Annotated in this window: 14 protein-coding genes, 1 tRNA gene and 1 other RNA gene; 9 read left to right on the top strand and 7 right to left on the bottom strand. The window is 70.8% G+C overall.

Going from position 1 to position 17905, the window contains the following annotated elements:
* Positions 1-93: 93 nt before the first annotated feature.
* Both ACI3KX_RS12490 and ACI3KX_RS12485 read left to right on the top strand, forming a co-directional pair.
* Entirely contained in the window at positions 94-867 is a 774-nt protein-coding gene (locus tag ACI3KX_RS12490; RefSeq protein WP_331911596.1) for a hypothetical protein, read from the top strand.
* 150 nt (positions 868-1017) lie between these two features.
* Positions 1018-1521: a DUF3145 domain-containing protein gene (locus tag ACI3KX_RS12485; RefSeq protein WP_363357338.1), complete on the top strand. Its 504-nt coding sequence runs from the start codon at positions 1018-1020 to the stop codon at positions 1519-1521.
* A 193-nt stretch (positions 1522-1714) separates the two neighbouring features.
* On the opposite strand, the gene ACI3KX_RS12480 is transcribed toward ACI3KX_RS12485, so the two are convergent.
* The 6 genes from ACI3KX_RS12480 to aceE all read right to left on the bottom strand — a co-directional run bounded on the left by ACI3KX_RS12480 (position 1715) and on the right by aceE (position 9320).
* Positions 1715-2953, bottom strand: coding sequence for a beta-ketoacyl-[acyl-carrier-protein] synthase family protein (locus tag ACI3KX_RS12480; protein WP_404909927.1), 1239 nt, complete (start codon positions 2951-2953; stop codon positions 1715-1717).
* A gap of 56 nt (positions 2954-3009) precedes the next feature.
* Positions 3010-3258, bottom strand: a complete 249-nt coding sequence (locus tag ACI3KX_RS12475; RefSeq protein ID WP_013586517.1) for an acyl carrier protein — start codon at positions 3256-3258, stop codon at positions 3010-3012.
* A gap of 73 nt (positions 3259-3331) precedes the next feature.
* A complete protein-coding gene (locus ACI3KX_RS12470) occupies positions 3332-4333 on the bottom strand; it encodes a beta-ketoacyl-ACP synthase III (RefSeq protein ID WP_363357340.1) in 1002 nt (333 codons plus the stop codon).
* A 13-nt stretch (positions 4334-4346) separates the two neighbouring features.
* Positions 4347-5258 carry an ACP S-malonyltransferase gene (locus ACI3KX_RS12465; protein ID WP_404909926.1) on the bottom strand — a complete coding sequence of 304 codons (912 nt, stop codon included), beginning with the start codon at positions 5256-5258 and terminating at the stop codon, positions 4347-4349.
* 101 nt (positions 5259-5359) lie between these two features.
* Positions 5360-6580: a PucR family transcriptional regulator gene (locus ACI3KX_RS12460; RefSeq protein WP_404909925.1), complete on the bottom strand. Its 1221-nt coding sequence runs from the start codon at positions 6578-6580 to the stop codon at positions 5360-5362.
* Positions 6581-6590: 10 nt separating this feature from the next.
* Positions 6591-9320, bottom strand: a complete 2730-nt coding sequence (aceE, locus tag ACI3KX_RS12455; protein ID WP_363357342.1) for a pyruvate dehydrogenase (acetyl-transferring), homodimeric type — start codon at positions 9318-9320, stop codon at positions 6591-6593.
* A 141-nt stretch (positions 9321-9461) separates the two neighbouring features.
* Here aceE and ACI3KX_RS12450 point away from each other — a divergent pair.
* The 4 genes from ACI3KX_RS12450 to rnpB all read left to right on the top strand — a co-directional run bounded on the left by ACI3KX_RS12450 (position 9462) and on the right by rnpB (position 12550).
* Positions 9462-9534 (top strand) — tRNA-Val (locus tag ACI3KX_RS12450).
* A gap of 117 nt (positions 9535-9651) precedes the next feature.
* Positions 9652-10383 carry a C4-type zinc ribbon domain-containing protein gene (locus tag ACI3KX_RS12445; protein ID WP_349427483.1) on the top strand — a complete coding sequence of 244 codons (732 nt, stop codon included), beginning with the start codon at positions 9652-9654 and terminating at the stop codon, positions 10381-10383.
* Positions 10384-10404: 21 nt separating this feature from the next.
* Positions 10405-12135, top strand: a complete 1731-nt coding sequence (locus ACI3KX_RS12440) for a bifunctional 3'-5' exonuclease/DNA polymerase (protein WP_404909924.1) — start codon at positions 10405-10407, stop codon at positions 12133-12135.
* A gap of 45 nt (positions 12136-12180) precedes the next feature.
* Positions 12181-12550, top strand: an RNA gene (rnpB, locus tag ACI3KX_RS12435) — RNase P RNA component class A.
* Positions 12551-12594: 44 nt separating this feature from the next.
* On the opposite strand, the gene ppgK is transcribed toward rnpB, so the two are convergent.
* Positions 12595-13368 carry a polyphosphate--glucose phosphotransferase gene (gene ppgK / locus ACI3KX_RS12430; protein WP_404909923.1) on the bottom strand — a complete coding sequence of 258 codons (774 nt, stop codon included), beginning with the start codon at positions 13366-13368 and terminating at the stop codon, positions 12595-12597.
* Positions 13369-13467: 99 nt separating this feature from the next.
* Between ppgK and ACI3KX_RS12425 the strand changes: the two genes are divergently transcribed.
* The 3 genes from ACI3KX_RS12425 to ACI3KX_RS12415 form a co-directional block, all read left to right on the top strand.
* The gene (locus tag ACI3KX_RS12425; RefSeq protein ID WP_349427486.1) at positions 13468-13695 is read left to right on the top strand and encodes an SPOR domain-containing protein; all 228 of its coding nucleotides are present in this window, start codon (positions 13468-13470) and stop codon (positions 13693-13695) included.
* A 60-nt stretch (positions 13696-13755) separates the two neighbouring features.
* Complete coding sequence (glnA, locus tag ACI3KX_RS12420) at positions 13756-15093, top strand: type I glutamate--ammonia ligase (RefSeq protein ID WP_349427487.1); 1338 nt, start codon at positions 13756-13758, stop codon at positions 15091-15093.
* A 13-nt stretch (positions 15094-15106) separates the two neighbouring features.
* The coding region (locus ACI3KX_RS12415; RefSeq protein WP_404909922.1) for a bifunctional [glutamine synthetase] adenylyltransferase/[glutamine synthetase]-adenylyl-L-tyrosine phosphorylase at positions 15107-17905 on the top strand (2799 nt) is incomplete at its 3' end.

Genomic DNA, 17905 nt, shown 5'->3' with positions numbered 1-17905 from the left:
GGTCCTGAGGAGCCTCCAGGGGCCCGAGGTAGGCTTGCCTAAGTTGAGCCTGTTAAAACGTGCTGGCTCACTGACCGAAAGGCATGATTCGTCATGGGTTACATCAAGTCTGCCGCTCTCGATGAGACCGGCTTCGTGGTCCTCGATCCCTACGACCGGGAGCTCGATCCGAAGGAATGGCTCTCCATCGAATACGTCGACTGGAAGTCGTCGGGTGACACCCGCTTCGCGCCGCTCGCCTCCGCCAAGGGCGAGATCGAGTGCAACGGGTTCTGGAACCACACGCCGCCGCGCACCGACAAGGACGGCGTCTGGATCCCGTCGCAGGTCGAGAAGGCGCCGGACATGACGCGTCGCGCGCAGGAGCCGGGCGCCAACGTGGGGCGCTGCCGCGTCATCGAACTGCAGCCCAACACGTACGCCGACGCGCTGTACAACCTGCACCAGGACGACAACAACCGGCTCAACCCCGACGGCACCGGCTGGGTCGTCCGCGGTTTCTTCAACCTCACCGATGACAAGAACAGCTACTTCGTGCTGCGCGAGAACCGCACCGACCCCAGCATCGAGTACCGCGTCGCCCTTCCGGCCGGCGCCCAGCTGATCGTCGACACGCAGCGCCTGTGGCACGCGGTCCACCACACCGGCGACGAGGCGCGCTACTGCCTCATCACGTCGTGGGAGTCCGGCCCCGAGCTCGACGCCTACATCGAGAAGTACCACGGCAAGCCGACCACCGACTACGTCGAGGTCGCGCAGGACGTGCTCGACGCCGGCCAGGCCGAGCAGGCGCGCCGCGACGCCGCCCGCGCCGCGTACTACGCGGCCAAGGGCAAGGCCGAGGTCCAGGCGATGAGCGAGGCCTGAGCCTCCTCGTTCCGACCCGAGAGGGCGGGGAAATCACAGGCTTGTGATTTCCCCGCCCTCTCGGCGATAATGGCGGCAGCACAACCGAACAGCACGTCATGACACCGTCACAGGTCGTAGGGGAAGACGCACCTGACGAACGGAGAGATCATGGCGACACAAAAAGCGCGTGGGGTGATCTTCATCCACTCCGCGCCACGGGCGTTGTGCCCGCACCTCGAGTGGGCGGTCGGCCGAGCACTCGGCCGAGCGGTCAGCTTCGACTGGGTCGATCAGCCCGTCCTCACGGGCAGCCGCCGCGCCGAGTTCTACTGGGAGGGCGCCGCCGGCACCGGTTCGGCTCTGGCGACGGCCATCCGCGGCTGGGAGCACCTGCGCTTCGAAGTCACGGAGGACCCGACGCCCCGCAGCGACGGCGGCCGCTGGCTGCACACGCCGGGCCTCGGCATCCACTACGCCCAGACCGATACCGCCGGCAACGTCGTCATCGGCGAGGACCGCATCCGCTACGCGATGGAGATCGCCGGCAGCGACGCCTTCGAGCTGCGGCGAGAACTGGATGTCGCGCTCGGCGCCGCATGGGACGAAGAGCTCGAGCCGTTCCGGCACGCGAGCGACGACGCGCCCGTCGTCTGGTTGCACAAGGTCGGCTGAGACTCTCTCAGACGCAGGCGGTGCGAGGCGCCACTACCGAGGCTCGGAGGCCGTGAATCCCGGGCAGCGGGACCGCGAACCACCGCCTGACACGACAGACGCCCCCGGTCGGCTTCACCGGGGGCGTCTTCGCGTGACGGAGGTCGACCCGCGCCGACCCGCTGCGCGGGCCGGCGCGGTCGATCCGGCAGTGTCAGATCGAGGCGAACGCGGCGACCGCGTTGTGCCCGCCGAAGCCGAACGAGTTGCTGATCGCGAGGTGCGGCCCGTCTCCGAGCGGCGTGGGAGTGCCCGAGATGCGGAACGGGACCTCGGGGTCCTGCGTCGTCAGATTGATGGTCGGCGGAGCGACGCGGTCCTGCAGGGCCAGCACCGTGAAGATCGCCTCGAGCGCGCCCGTGCCGCCCAGGAGGTGACCGGTCGACGCCTTGGTGGCCGACACCGGGATCTCGTCGATCCGGTCGCCGAACACCGACCGCAGCGCCGTGTACTCGTTCGGGTCGCCGACGGGCGTCGAGGTGGCGTGCGCGTTGATGTGCGTGACATCGTCGGCAGAGGCATCCGCCATCTCGAGCGCCAGGCGCACCGCGCGCGATGCGCCGAGCCCCTCGGGATCGTTGGCGGTGATGTGGTACGAGTCGGCGGTGACGCCGCCGCCGGCCGCGACCGCGTAGATCTTGGCGCCGCGCGCACGCGCGTGCTCCTCGGTCTCGAGGATGAGGACCGCCGCGCCCTCGCCCATGACGAAGCCGTCACGGTCGACGCTGCAAGGCCGCGAGGCGGTCGCCGGATCGTCGTTGCGACGGGAGAGCGCCTGCATCGAGGAGAACGCGGCGATGGTCACGGGGTGGATGACGGACTCGGTGCCGCCGGCGATCACGACGTCGGCGTAGCCGGCGCGGATGTGCTCGATGGCGTTGACGATCGACTCGGTGCTCGACGCGCAGGCGCTGGCGACCGTGCGCGCGTAGGCGCGGGCGTTGAAGTGAAGGGAGAGGTTTCCGGCCGCCGCGTTGGGCATGAGCATGGGGACGGTCATCGGCAGAACGCGGCGAGGGCCCTTCTCGCGCAGGGTGTCCCACCCGTCGAGTAGGGTGTGCAGTCCGCCGATGCCGGTGGCGAAGTCGACGCCGAGTCTCTCCGGCTCGATCTCCGGGCTGCCGGCATCCGCCCACGCCTCCATGGCAGCGACGAGCGCGAACTGGGAGGAAGGGTCGAGCCGCTTGGCGATGGGACGCTCGAGCACCGTGTCGGGACGCACCTTCGCCTCCGCGGCGAAGGTGACCGGCAGCTGGTACTTCTCGACCCAGTCGTGCTCGAGGGTGCGGGCGCCGGAGACGCCCTCCAGGAGCGCGGACCAGCTCTCGGGTGCCGTGCCGCCGAGCGGCGACGATGCGCCGATGCCGGTGACGACGATGCGGGAGTTGCTCATGTCGTTCTAGATCCTCATGGATGCGCCGGTGGGGGCCGCAGCCCCCACCGGAGGGTTTACGCCTGGTTCGACGTGATGAAGGTGACGGCGTCGCCGACGGTCTTGAGGTTCTTGACCTCGTCGTCGGGGATGGTGACGCCGAACTTCTCCTCAGCGTTGACGACGATCGTCATCATCGAGATCGAGTCGATGTCGAGGTCGTCGGTGAACGACTTCTCGAGGGCGACCTCGTCGGCCGAGATCCCGGTCTCGTCGGTGATGAGCTCCGCGAGTCCGGCGAGGACCTCGTCGTTGGTGAATGCCATGGGGTTCTCCTGTTTTCTAGGGGTTGCGGGGGCCCGAACGGGCCGTCTCAGTCTAGGGTCGTGCTCCGCCGGGTCAGGGGAGCACGACCACCTGCGCGCCGAACACGAGCCCGGCACCGAAGCCGATCTGGAGCGCCAGGCCGCCGCTCAGCTCGGGGTGCTCCTCCAGCAGGCGGTGGGTCGCGAGCGGGATGGAGGCCGCCGACGTGTTGCCGGTGGTCTCGATGTCGCGGCCGATCAGCACCGTGTCGGGAAGCTTCAGCTGCTTGGCGAACTCGTCGATGATGCGCATGTTGGCCTGGTGCGGCACGAACGCGGCGAGGTCGGCCGCCTCGACCCCTGCGGCTTCGAGAGCCTGTCGGGCGACCTTCACCATCTCCCACACCGCCCAGCGGAAGACTGTCGGGCCTTCCTGGCGCAGGGTCGGCCAGGGCGCGGTGCCGTCGCGGAACTCGGTCAGCGTGTAGTTCATGCCCACCGCGTCGGCCTTCGAGCCGTCGGAGCCCCAGACCGTCGGGCCGATGCCGGGGGAGTCGCTCGGGCCGATCACCGCCGCGCCCGCGCCGTCGCCGAGCAGGAACGAGATGCTCCGGTCGGTCGGGTCGACGACGTCGCTGAGCTTCTCCGTGCCGATGACGACCGCGTAGTGCGCGGCGCCCGCGCGGATGAGGGCGTCCGCCTGGGCGACGCCGTATGCGAACCCCGCACATGCGGCGTTCAGGTCGTACGCGGCCGCGGGGTTGGCGCCGACACGGTCCGCCACGATGGCCGACACCGACGGGGTCTGCTTCGGGTTGCTGATGGTGGCGACGATGACCGCGTCGACCTGCGACGGGTCGACGCCGGAGCGCTCGATCGCCTCGCGGGCGGCATCCGTCGCCAGGTCGATCGCATCGGTCTCGGGCACTGCGCGCGTGCGCGTGATGATGCCGGTGCGCTGGCGGATCCACTCGTCGCTCGAGTCGATCGGACCGATGAGGTCGTCGTTCGGCACGGCGATCTCGCCACGGGCGGCGCCGTACGCGTAGATGCGCGTGTGGGCGGCACCGGTGGGCTGGACGAGGATGCGGGTCATGCGGATACTCCGGTCATGCGTCGACGGCCACCAGGGCGGTGGCGGCCTCCAGGTCATCGGGCGTCTTGACGGCGACGGCCGGCACTCCGCGCAGCGCGCGCTTGGCCAGCCCGACGAGCGTCCCCGCCGGAGACAGCTCCACGATGCCCGACACGCCGGCGTCGGCGAAAGACGCCATGCAGAGGTCCCAGCGCACCGGCGAGGCGACCTGATCGACCAGAAGGTCGACGAACTCGCGGCCCGAGGCGACGGGCGCGCCGTTGCGGTTGGTCCAGAGCAGGACGTCGGGATCGGATGCCGCGACCTCGGCCGCTGCGGCGCGCAGCGCCTCGACGGCCGGCGCCATGTAGCGGGTGTGGAAGGCTCCCGCGACCTGCAGCGGGATGACGCGGGTACCGGCGACCGGCTCCGCCGCCAGCGCCTGGAGCGCATCGAGAGCACCGGCGACGACGAGCTGGCCGCCGCCGTTGTAGTTGGCGGGCGCGAGGTCGAGCTCGTCGAGGCGCGACAGGATGGCGGCCTCGTCGCCGCCGATCACCGCGCTCATGCCGGTCTCGGCGGCAGCGGCGGCTTCAGCCATGGCGCGACCCCGGATGCCGACGAGCGTCAATGCGGCCCGCTCGCTGAGGATGCCGGCCGCAGCGGCTGCGGCGAACTCTCCGACGGAGTGACCGGCGACGCCGGCGATGCGCTCACGGTCGGGCAGCGCGTTCCACGACAGCAGGCTCGCGGCGACGATGAGCGGCTGCGCCACCTGCGTGTCGCGGATGCGATCGGCATCCCACTCGGTGCCGGCGGCGACGAGGTCCACGCCAGACCACTCGGAGTACTGGGCGAGCCGATCGGCTGCGCCGTCCGCGTCGAGCCAGGGTGCCAGGAAGCCGGGGGACTGGGAGCCCTGCCCGGGGAAGACCGCGATTCTCACCGTTCCATCCTGTCAAGGATCGTGGAGGGGGTTCTGGCGACACCGTCACAAGAATCGCGGTTGCCTTTGTGCGGGGTCCACACGTCGGGTCGCCCTCGACGTCAGCCGGCGCCGCGTCGCGCCGCCGGAGGGCGGCGGCGGGCGGCATCCGTGCCGATGGAACCGAGGATCAGCGCGGTCTGCAGGATCAGCGCCTCACGGGGGCCGGTCGCGTCCCAGCCGATGACCTCCGACACGCGCTTGAGGCGATAGCGGACGGTGTTCGGATGCACGAAGAGCTCACGGGCGGTCGCCTCGAGCGAGCGGCCGTTGTCGAGGTAGGCCCACAGCGTAGCGACCAGGTCGGCGCTGTGCGCCTGGAGCGGCCGGTAGATGCGATCGACGAGGGTGAGCTTGGCGAGGGGGTCTCCGGCCAGGGCGCGCTCCGGCAGCAGGTCGTCCGCCTCGACGGGGCGGGGCGCGTGACGCCACGCCCTCGCGACCGCGAAGCCCGCCAGCGCCGCCCGGGCGCTCTGGCTCGCGTCCACGAGCGCCGGCACCGTGGGACCGAGCACGAGGTACCCGGCTCCGAACCCGGGCTCCAGGCGTCGGGCGATCTCGGCGAACGGCAGGTCTGCCACGGCGTCTTCGGCCATGGCGGCCGGCTCGGCGCGCCCCACCACGAGCACCAGGCGGGAGCCCTGCACACCGATCAGCACGTCCACCCCGAGCTTGCGCGCCGTGCGGCGCAGCTGGTCGACGTCGAACTGCGGGGGCGTCGTGCCGACGAGCACCGCGACCTCGCCGTGGCCGTGCCAGCCCAGTGCCGCGATGCGGCTCGGCAGCTCCTCGTCGGCCTCGCCGGTCAGGATCGAGTCGACCACGAGGGCCTCGAGCCGCGCATCCCACAGCCCGCGGGCCTCCGCCGCACGTGCATACACATCCGCCGCGGCGAAGGCGACCTCCCGCGAGTACAAGAGGATCGCCTCCCGCAGATGCTCGCCCTTGCCTGCGACCCGCTCCTCGGTCACCTCGACCGTCACGCGGATCAGCTGCAGCGTCTGCGTCAGGCTCACGCTCCGCAGGAGCTCCCGGGGAGCGGCCGCAAAGATGTCGGCCGCGATCCAGGGCGTGGAGGCGGGATCGTCGTACCACTGGATGAACGACGTGATGCCCGCCTGTGCCACCAGCCCGACGGCGGAGCGTCGGGCCGGCGGCATCTCGGCGTACCAGGGCAGCGTGTCGTCGAGGCGCTTGATCGTGACGGTGGCGAGGTCACCCGAGATGCGTCGCAGCCAGGCGAGCGTCTCGACCTTGTCCATCACCTCGGCGGGTTTGCCCATCGTCGTCAGGTCAGCTCTCGCCGCCCGCGTTCCCACTCGTTCCCGCGGTCACGTCGTGCAGGCGGTACTTCTCGATCGCCTGCGCGGCGAGGCTGCGGTCGACCGCTCCCTCTTCGGCCAGCGCCTGCAGCGTGCGGACGACGACCGACGGTCCGTCGATCTTGAAGAAGCGACGGGCGGCGGCGCGCGTGTCGGAGAATCCGAAGCCGTCGGCCCCGAGGGTCGCGAACCGGTTCGGCACCCAGGGACGGATCTGGTCCTGGACCGCGTGCATGAAGTCGCTGACCGCGACGACGGGGCCGGCGGCATCCCGCAGCTTGTCGGTGAGGTACGCGGTGTGCGGCTCCTCCTCGGGGTGCAGGAAATTGTGCTCGTCGACGGCCAGGCCGTCGCGGCGCAGCTCGCTCCACGAGGTGACCGACCAGACGTCGGCCTGCACGCCCCAGTCCTCGCGCAGCAGCTGCTGCGCTTCGAGCGCCCACGGCACGCCGACGCCCGACGCCAGGAGCTGGGCCTTCGGGCCGTCGCCCTCGGCGGTCGAGACGCGGTGGATGCCGCGCACGATGCCGTCGACATCCACGCCCTCCGGCTCCGCGGGCTGGACCAGCGGCTCGTTGTACACCGTGAGGTAGTACATGACGTTCGGGTCGGGGTGGTTGCCGCCGTACATGCGCTCGATGCCCGAGCGGACGATGTGCGCGATCTCGTAGCCGTAGGCCGGGTCGTACGACAGGGTGGCCGGGTTGGTCGACGCCAGCAGGTGCGAGTGGCCGTCGGCGTGCTGCAGGCCCTCACCGGTCAGCGTCGTGCGTCCTGCCGTCGCGCCGATGATGAATCCGCGCGCCATCTGGTCGCCCGCGGCCCACTGCGCGTCGCCGGTGCGCTGGAATCCGAACATCGAGTAGAAGACGTACACCGGGATGAGCGGCTCGCCGTGCGTGGCGTACGACGTGCCCGCGGCGGTGAACGCTGCCACCGCGCCGGCCTCGTTGATGCCGACGTGGATGATCTGACCCTGCGGGCTCTCCTTGTACGCGAGCAGGAGCTCGCGGTCGACGGAGGTGTAGTTCTGGCCGTGGGGGTTGTAGATCTTCGCGGTCGGGAAGTACGCGTCCATGCCGAACGTGCGCGCCTCGTCGGGGATGATCGGCACGATGCGGTGGCCGAAGTCCTTCGATCGCAGCAGATCCTTGAGGAGCCGCACGAACGCCATCGTGGTGGCGATCTCCTGCGTCCCCGAGCCCTTCTTCGGCAGCGCGTACGCCTCGTCGCCCGGCAGCTGCAGGCCGACGTGGTGCGTGCGGCGCTCCGGCAGGAAGCCACCCAGCGCCCGGCGGCGCTCGAGCATGTACTGGATCGTCTCGTCGTTCCCGCCGGGGTTGTAGTACGGCGGCAGGTACGGGTTCTCTTCCAGCTGCGCGTCCGAGACCGGGATCCGCATCGAGTCGCGGAAGTACTTGAGGTCCTGCAGCGTCATCTTCTTCATCTGGTGGGTCGCGTTGCGGCCCTCGAAGTGATGCCCGAGCCCGTAGCCCTTGATCGTCTTCGCGAGGATGACGGTCGGCTGGCCCTTGTGCTCGGTCGCCGCCTTGTAGGCGCCGTAGACCTTGCGGTAGTCCAGGCCGCCGCGGCGGAGCTTGCCCCAGATGTCGTCGTCCGACCAGTCCTTCACCAGGGCGGCGGTGCGCTCGTCCCGGCCGAAGAAGTGCTCGCGGATGAAGGCGCCGTCCTCGGCGCGATAGGTCTGGAAGTCGCCGTCGGGCGTCGTGTTCATGAGGTGCACGAGCGCGCCGTCGGTGTCCTTCGCGAGCAGCTCGTCCCAGCCGCTGCCCCAGACCACCTTGATGACGTTCCAGCCGGCGCCGCGGAAGAAGCTCTCGAGCTCCTGGATGATCTTGCCGTTGCCGCGGACGGGCCCGTCGAGGCGCTGCAGGTTGCAGTTGACGACGAACGTCAGGTTGTCCAGGCCCTCGTTCGCGGCCACCTGAAGCTGACCGCGGCTCTCGACCTCGTCCATCTCGCCGTCGCCGAGGAAGGCCCACACCCGCGAGTTCGAGAGATCCTTGATCCCGCGGTTGGTGAGGTACTTGTTCGACATCGCCTGGTAGATGGCGTTGATCGGGCCGAGGCCCATCGAGACCGTCGGGAACTGCCAGTACTCCGGCATGAGACGGGGGTGCGGGTATGAAGGCAGCGCGTTCGGCGCCTTCGACTTCTCCTGACGGAAGCCGTCGAGCTGGTCCGAGGTGAGACGCCCCTCGAGGAACGAGCGGGCGTAGATGCCGGGGGAGGCGTGGCCCTGGATGAAGATCTGGTCGCCGCCGGTCGGGTCGTCGAGGCCGCGGAAGAAGTGGTTGAAGCCCACCTCGTACAGCGAGGCCGACGACGCGTACGTCGAGATGTGGCCGCCGACGCCGATGCCGGGCCGCTGTGCGCGGTGGACCGTGACCGCCGCGTTCCAGCGGATCCACCGGCGGTAGCGGCGCTCGAGCTCCTCGTCGCCGGGGAACTCGGGCTCGTTCTCGGGGGCGATCGTGTTGATGTAGTCCGTGGTGGGAACCTGCGGGACGTTCAGCTGCAGTTCGTGCGAGGTCTGCAGCAGGCTCAGCATGATCTCGCGGCCACGACCGTGGCCCTTCGCCTGCACGAGCTGCTGGAGGGACTCCTGCCACTCGGAGGTCTCATCGGGATCGCTGTCGAGGGGTTCCTGCGAGTACGGATCCTGATCGTTGACAGTCACAGAAGACCTTTCGTCGTCTGGCAGATCATGCCAGGGAATCGCTACCGGAGCGCCGCGGGCTTTGTCAGCCCTGCACAACGCACCATCTGCCAGCCTAGCGAGTTCGGGACGAACCGGACGCACCTCGTAGACTGACCGCGAGGGCCTTTAGCTCAGCTGGTAGAGCGCCACGTTTACACCGTGGATGTCGTCGGTTCGATCCCGGCAGGGCCCACCGCCATCCTCACGCCCGGTCCGGCCGGAGATCGTCGTCGCTGTCGTCACGCTGCGCCGGTCCTCGAATGCTGGCGGTCACCGATCGCGGCGTCGATGCCCGCGGTAGGTTGGACACGTGAAAGCCAGCCCCGCAGACCAGCGCCGCCTCGTCGAGGTCGCCCAGCTCGACGCCCGGATCCGCCAGGCGGAGAACGCCCGCAAGAACCCCCCGCAGGCCGGCCGCGTCCACGAGTTGCTCGGCCGTCGTCAGCAGCTCTCGCAGGAGCTCACGACGCGCCTGGGCGCCCGCGACGATCTGCGTACGGAGCTGTCCCGCATCGAGTCGGATGTCGCCGTCGTCGACGCCCGCGCCGCGCGTGACGCGCAGCGACTCGCGGCATCCACCAACTCCAAGGAAGCGCAGGGTTTCGAGAGCGAGCTCGCCGCGCTCGCGCGACGCAAGAACGATCTGGAGGACGCGGAGCTCGCGGTCATGGAGCGACTCGAGTCGGCGGATGCGGCGGTCGCCGAGCAGGAGGCGCTGATCGCGACGACCAACGCCGAGGGAGCCGAGCTCAGCGCCGAGGGCAAGCGCGCCGTCGCCGAGGCGACCGCCGCATTCGAGGCCGCCACCCGCGACCGCGCCGCGGTCGCCGGCGCGCTCCCCGCCGACCTCGTAGCGCTGTACGACCGCGTCGCCGTGCGCAGCTCCGGCGCTGCGTTCCTGCGCCGTCGCACGTGCGAAGGCTGCAACATGGTGCTCGCCGGCACCGACCTGCAGGTGCTGCGCCAGGCCCCCGACGACGAGGTCGTCACGTGCCCGGAGTGCGGCTGCCTGCTGGTCCGCGACGACGAATCCGGACTGTGAGCGCAGCCGGACTGTGCCGGCGTGGACGCAGCTGAAGCTCCGGCCTGGATCCTCCTCGGGCGGACCGGAAGCTCGGTCCACGCCATCCTGCTTGATGCGTCCGCGGCCGAACTGGGCCGCGAGGAGGTCGAGCCGGCACGACTGACGTCGTGGATCGCCGACGGCGAGGCGCGCTGGGCGCCACGCTGGGTCTGGCACGACACCCCGCAGTGGTACGGCGCCGTTCTCGCCGACGGCATCCGCATCGCCCGCTGCCACGACCTGCGGCTCTGCCACGCGATCCTCCGGGATTCGGCGCTGGTCGGCGACTCGGCCGCGCTGCGGCGGGCGGTGCAATGGGATGCCGCCCCCTACGTCGATGCCGAGGACGCGGCGCCTGCGCTGTTCGAGCTCGACCAGGCGCACCGCCCCGCGGGCCCGCCCGCGGACGCCGACGCCGCCCTGGACGAGTTCCTCCGGCAGCGTGCCGCCGTCGCGGACAGCCACGAGGCGGGCAGGCTGCGGCTGCTCATCGCGGCGGAGTCCGCCGGCGCACTGGTCGCGTCGGAGATGAGGGCCGCCGGCCTCCCATGGGACGCCGAGGCGCACGACCGCATCCTCGTCGAGACGCTGGGGGAGCGCCCACCGGGAGGCGGCCAGCCGGCGAAGCTCGCCGACGCCGCCGAGCGGGTGCGCGCCGCGCTGGGCGATCCGACGGCGAGCCTCGACTCGCAGCCGAAGCTGCTGCGGGCGCTGCATCGCGCCGGCGTGCTCGTCGAATCCACGAGCCGCTGGGAGCTCGCCGAGCAGCGGCATCCCGTCATCGAGCCGCTGCTCGAGTACAAGAAACTGTCGCGGCTGCTGTCCGCCAACGGGTGGACGTGGCTCTCCGAGTGGGTCGCGGACGGGAGGTTCCGACCCGTCTTCGTCCCGGGCGGCGTCGTCACCGGCCGCTGGGCATCATCGGGCGGCGGCGCCCTCCAGCTCCCTCGTCAGCTGCGCGAGGCGGTGCGCGCCGATCCCGGCTGGCGTCTCGTTGTCGCCGATGTCGCCCAGCTCGAACCCCGAGTCCTGGCCGCCATGTCGAGCGATACCGCCCTCGCCGCGGCAGCGCGGGGCCGCGATCTCTATGCGGGCATCGTCGAGAGCGGGGCCGTCGCCACCCGACAGGAGGCCAAGATCGCGATCCTCGGCGCGATGTACGGCGCGACCACGGGGGAGTCCGGCCGTCTGGTCCCGCGCCTGCGCCGCACGTACCCGCGCGCCATGGGCCTGGTGGATGACGCCGCGCGCGTCGGCGAGGACGGCGGCGCCGTCTCCACGTGGCTCGGACGCACCTCGCCCGCTCCCTCCCTCGAGTGGTCGGCTGCGCAGTCGCGCGCCACCGAGGCGGAGGCATCCGGTGCGGAAGAGACCCGCGCGTGGCGGTGGGCCCGCGATCGTGGCCGGTTCACCCGCAACTTCGTCGTGCAGGGGACCGCCGCGGAGTGGGCGCTCGCCTGGCTCGCCGATCTCCGCGGACGCCTCGCCGCGCTTGCCCCGGTGGCGCCCGAGCACGCTGCGCCCCGCTCGGGCCCGGCGTTCGCGCGGCAGCCGCACCTCGCGTTCTTCCTCCACGACGAGGTGATCGTGCATACTCCCGAGGAGCACGCGGATGCCGCAGCCCAGGCCGTGACCGATGCCGCGGCATCCGCTGGGCACCTGCTCTTCGGCACCTTTCCGCTCGACTTCCGGCTCGACGTGCACATCGCCGAGACCGCGCTCAAGGACTGACGCGCAGCTGCGCCCCGGGCGGCGGCGATAGACTCGCGGGGCGAATGGGTCGGCTGGACGGTCGCGTCGCGGGCGGTTCGCCGCCGCGCGCCGAGGAACGTCCGGGCTCCGCAGGGCAGGGCGGTGGGTAACACCCACCCGGAGCGATCCGCGAGACAGTGCCACAGAGAGCAGACCGCCGGGACCTCGGTCCCGGTAAGGGTGAAAGGGTGGTGTAAGAGACCACCGGGGTCGTGGTGACACGACCCGCACGGCAAACCTCGCCCGGAGCAAGGCCAGACAGGGGATGATGACGCGGCCCGCCGAGTCCCCGGGTAGGCCGCTGGAGCGGCACGGCAACGTGTCGCCGAGAGAGATGACCGTCCACGGGGCTCACGCCCCCGGACAGAACCCGGCGTACAGGCCGACCCATTCGCCCTCTCCGCCGACCCCGTCCCGGGGCGGCGCGAGGGCGCGACCTCAGACGACCGGTCGGCCCGCGAGCGCGGCCGCGCCGATGATGCCCGCGTTGTTGCGGTGCACCGCCGGGACGATGGGCGTCTTGAGGTCGAGCAGGTGCAGGAACTTGTCGGCGTGCTTCGAGACGCCGCCGCCGACGACGAAGAGGTCGGGGCTGAACAGGAACTCGATGTGGCCGTAGTACCACTGCAGCCGCTTGGCCCACTGCTCCCAGGTGAGCTCGTGGCGCTCCATGGCCGAGTAGGCCGCATAGGCCTCGGCATCCTTCCCGTGGCGGGCACGCTGGACGTGGCCGAGCTCGGAATTCGGGACGAGGACGCCGTTGTATAGCAGCGCGGAGCCGATCCCGGTGCCGAGCGTCGTGAGGATGGTGAGCCCCGCCCGGTCCTTCGCAGCCCCGTAGCGCACCTCCGCGACGCCCGCGACATCCGCATCGTTGGCGAAGTGGATGTCGCGACCCAGGCCGTCCTCGAAGAACTTCTCGGCCTCGAAGTCGATCCACTGGTCCGAGACGTTGGCGGCCGACAGCGTGCGGCCGTTCTTGACGATCGCGGGGAAGGCGACGCCCAGCGGGACGGAGTGGTCGTCGGCGACGCCGAGCGTCGAGAGCACTTCGGTGACCGCGGCGAGCACGTCCGGCGGGTGGGCCCCCTCGGGGGTCGCGACCTTGACGCGGTCGCTGAACAGGTCGCCCCGCTCGAGGTCCACGATGCCCGCCTTGATGCCGGTGCCGCCGATGTCCACGCCGACGGCGCGTGCCGCGTCAGATGCCATGCCGACAGCCTAGCCACGCCGACGGGACCCCTGCGGAGCGGCCCGGCGTCAGTAGGATCGTGCTGGCGGCGAGCAGGCCCGCGATCCGAGGAGGGCGAGATGGCCAACGACAGCGAGAAGTACTGGTACAACCTCAAGACCGGAGAGGTCGAGAAGGGCTTCGAGTCGCCCGCGCCCGATCGCGCCGGCCCGTTCGACACTCCGGAGGAGGCCGCCAAGGCGCCCGAGGTCATCCGCGAACGCTCCCGCGCGTGGGCGGCCGAAGAGGCCCGCGAGGACTCCTGGGGCACCGACACGGTGTCCGGAGAGTCCGGCGACGACCAGTAGTCTGGCTTCGACCGCGGTCAGACAGACATGTCGGGCGGATCGGGCACCGGAGAGGACGCGATGGACAAGCAGCGTGACTTCGTTCTGAGGACCATCGAAGAACGAGGCGTGAAGTTCGTACGGCTGTGGTTCACAGACGTGATCGGCACGTTGAAGTCCGTGGCCATCGCACCGGCCGAGGTCGAGGGAGCCTTCAGCGAGGGACTCGGGTTCGACGGCTCCGCGATCGAGGGGCTGACCCGGTCCTACGAGTCCGATCTGCTGGCGCACCCCGACCCGACCACGTTCCAGACGCTGCCCTGGCGGGGCGAGATCGACCCGACCGCGCGGATGTTCTGCGACATCACCACGCCCGACGGGCAGCCCGCCGTCGCCGATCCGCGTCACGTCCTCAAGCGGACGCTGGCGAAGGCGGCGGACGCCGGCTTCACGTTCTACACGCACCCCGAGATCGAGTTCTACCTGCTGAAGTCCTCGTCCTTCGGGACGGAGGGCCCGGAGCCCGTCGACTCCGCGGGGTACTTCGACAACGTGCCCGGCGGGACGGCCCACGATTTCCGCCGGCGCTCGGTGCGCATGCTCGAAGACCTCGGCATCTCGGTCGAGTTCAGCCACCACGAGGGCGGCCCGGGCCAGAACGAGATCGACCTCCGCTACGCGGACGCGCTCACCACGGCCGACAACATCATGACGTTCCGCACCGTGATCAAAGAGGTCGCGATCGAGCAGGGCGTGTACGCGACGTTCATGCCGAAGCCCATGACCGGCAAGCCGGGCAGCGGCATGCACACGCACATGTCGCTGTTCGAGGGCGACGTCAATGCCTTCTACGAGGAGGGCGCCCAGTACCAGCTCTCCAAGGTCGGCCGCCAGTTCATCGCGGGTCTGCTGCGTCACGCCAACGAGATCTCGGCGGTGACGAACCAGTTCGTCAACTCGTACAAGCGCCTCTGGGGCGGCGACGAGGCGCCGAGCTTCATCTGCTGGGGCCACAACAACCGCTCGGCCCTGGTGCGGGTTCCGCTCTACAAGCCCAACAAGGGGCAGTCGTCGCGCGTCGAGTACCGCGCGCTCGATTCGGCGGCGAACCCGTACCTCTCCTTCGCGCTCATGCTCGCCGCCGGGCTCAAGGGCATCGAAGAGGAGTACGAGCTGCCCGCCGAGGCCGAGGACAACGTCTGGTCGCTGACGGATGCCGAGCGCCGGGCGCTCGGTTACGCGCCGCTTCCGGCGAGCCTCGACCACGCGCTGGAGTACATGGAGGAGTCCGAGCTGGTCGCCGAGACGCTCGGCGAGCAGGTGTTCAACTACGTGCTCCTCAACAAGCGCCGCGAGTGGCAGGAGTACCGTTCGCAGGTCACGGCGTTCGAGCTCAAGAGCAACCTCGAGATGCTCTGAGACCGGCTGACGCATGTCCGCGAGCGAGCGACCGGGTTCTCTGACCCCGCTCGCTCGCCTGGGCTTCAGCCGTCTCACCGATGCCGAGGCGCTCCTGTCCGAGCTCTCCGAGCTCGTGGATGCGCCCCGCGACGAACTGCTGGACGGCGCCGGCAGCGCGGCGGACCCCGACGAGGCGCTGCAGTCGTTGGCGCGCCTGGCACGACGGGATGCGGCGCCGGTGCAGCGCGCGCGCTCGCGACACGGCGCGTGGCGCGCCCTCTGGGCACTGCTGGGCGCGTCGACCGGCTTCGGGGAGTTCTTCTTCCGTCATCCGTCGGAGGTCGATCAGCTGGACGGCGCGGGGGAGCGACTGCCCACCGCGGCCGAGCTCCGCGCCGAGCTCCTCGACTCTGTCGGCGCCGTCGACGGATTCGCGGCAGATGGGGGCGAGAGCGCCTGGGTCGCGCTGCGGGTGCGCTACCGCCGCATGCTCGCCCGGATCGCGGCGTACGACCTGCTGAGCCCGTCACCGGTCGACGAGATCGCGTCGGTGTCGGCAAGGCTCGCGGATGCCGCGGGCGCCGCGCTCGAGGCGTCCCTGGCGGTCGCCCGCACCCGTGTGTCGGGTGGCGCGGTCGGCGCTGGCCTCTTCCCGCGCGATCAGGTCGCGCGCACCGAGCTCGCCATCATCGGGATGGGCAAGACCGGTGCGCGAGAGCTGAACTACGTCAGCGACGTCGACGTGATCTTCGTGGCGGGTGGCCAGGGCGACGCCCTCGAGCAGTTCGGCGAGAGCCGCATCGTCGACATCGCGACCCGCCTCGCGGTCCAGACGATGCGCGGCATCTCGGGCGTCGAGATCGAGCCGCCGCTGTGGGAGGTCGACGCCAACCTGCGGCCGGAGGGCAAGCAGGGCGCGCTCGTGCGCACGCTCGACTCGCACCTGGCGTACTACGACCGGTGGGCGAAGAGCTGGGAGTTCCAGGCGCTGCTCAAGGCGCGTCCGATCGCCGGCGACGACGAGCTCGGCAGGGCCTACACCGCGGCTGTCCAGCCCAAGATCTGGACCAGCGCCGCCCGGGAGAACTTCGTCGACAGCGTGCAGCGCATGCGCGAGCGCGTCACCGAGCACATCCCCGCGGCCGACGTGCCGTACCAGCTCAAGCTGGGGCCCGGCGGCATCCGCGACATCGAGTTCACGGTGCAGCTCCTGCAGCTCGTTCACGGGCTGTCCGACGACAGGATCCGCCAGCGCGGCACGCTCGAGGCCCTCGACGCGCTCGTGACCGAGGGCTACATCGGCCGTGCCGAGGCATCCGCGTTCTCACGGGACTACCAGGTGCTGCGGCTGCTCGAGCACCGCGTGCAGCTGCGCCAGCTGCGCCGCACGCACCTCATGCCCTCGCGGCCTGAAGAGCGTCGTGTGCTCGCCCGTGCGACCGGGCTCGCCGACACCGGCGAGGGCATCTGGCAGCTGTGGGAGTCGGTCAAGCGCGAGGTGCGCGACATCCACGTCCGCCTCTTCTACCGCCCGCTGCTGTCGGCGGTGGCCGCCCTGCCCGCGGACGAACGCGTGCTGTCGACGGCGCAGGCGCACGACCGCCTCGCGGCGATCGGGTTCTCCGATCCCGCCGGGGCGCTCCGCCACATCGCCGCCCTGACCAGCGGGCTCAGCCGCAAGGCGACCATCCAGCGCCACCTCATGCCCGTCATGATCCGGTGGTTCGCCGACGGGGTCGACCCCGACTACGGCCTGCTGGCGTTCCGCCGACTGAGCGAGCGTCTGGGCGACACGCACTGGTTCCTGCGCATGCTGCGCGACTCCTCGGGGGCCGCCGAGAGTCTCTCCCGCGTGCTGTCGGGTTCGCGGTACGTCGGAGAGCTCATCGAGTGGATCCCCGAGTCGGCCGCGTGGCTGGACGACCCGGAGCTCCTTCGTCCGCGCTCCGGACGGGCCCTGCAGCAGGAGGCGCGCGCCATCCAGACGCGGCACGACACGATCACCGAAGCCATGCGCGCCGTACGCGCACTGCGGCGGCGCGAACAGCTGCGGATCGCCATGGGTGCCATCCTCGGCAGCGTCACGATCGAGGAGGTCGCGGCGGCCCTCACCACGATCACCGACGTGACGATCCAGGCGACGTTGCGAGCCGTGCGCCGCGAGATCGTCCCGCCCGAAGACGCCGCGCTGGATTTCTCGGTCATCGCGATGGGACGCTTCGGCGGCGCCGAGCTCGGCTTCGGCTCCGACGCCGACGTGATGTACGTCTACCGCCCGAACGGCGTCGACCCGCAGCGCGCGAGCGAGCTGGCCCTGAAACTCGTCGCCGCGCTGCGCACCTACTCGGAAGACCACCGCGTGCCGCTCGAGCTCGACGCGGATCTCCGCCCCGAGGGCCGCAACGGCCCCCTGGCGCGCTCGCTCGACGCGTACGCCGAGTACTACCGCCGATGGGCGCTGTCGTGGGAGGCGCAGGCCCTCCTGCGCGCCCGGGGCGTGGCAGGCAGCGTGAAGCTCATCGACGACTTCATGAAGCTCGCCGACCAGGTCCGCTACCCGGAACGGGTCGACGTGACGGCGACGCGCGAGATCAAGCGGATCAAGGCACGCGTCGAGAGCGAGCGACTGCCGCAGGGCGTCGATCCGTCGCGGCACCTCAAGCTGGGTCCGGGGTCGCTGAGCGACGTCGAGTGGCTCGTGCAGCTGCTCCAGCTGCAGCACGCGCACGCCGTGCCCGAAATGCGGACGACGTCGACCCTGGGGGCGCTCCGCGCCGCGGAGCGCGCCGGCCTCATCCCCACTGCCGCCGCCGACCGGCTCCCCCCCGCC

This window comes from Microbacterium sp. ZW CA_36, assembly GCF_044987475.1.
Lineage (GTDB): Bacteria > Actinomycetota > Actinomycetes > Actinomycetales > Microbacteriaceae > Microbacterium.
Note: the sequence above shows the minus strand (reverse complement) of the source record. Positions and strands in the feature narration are given on the sequence as shown.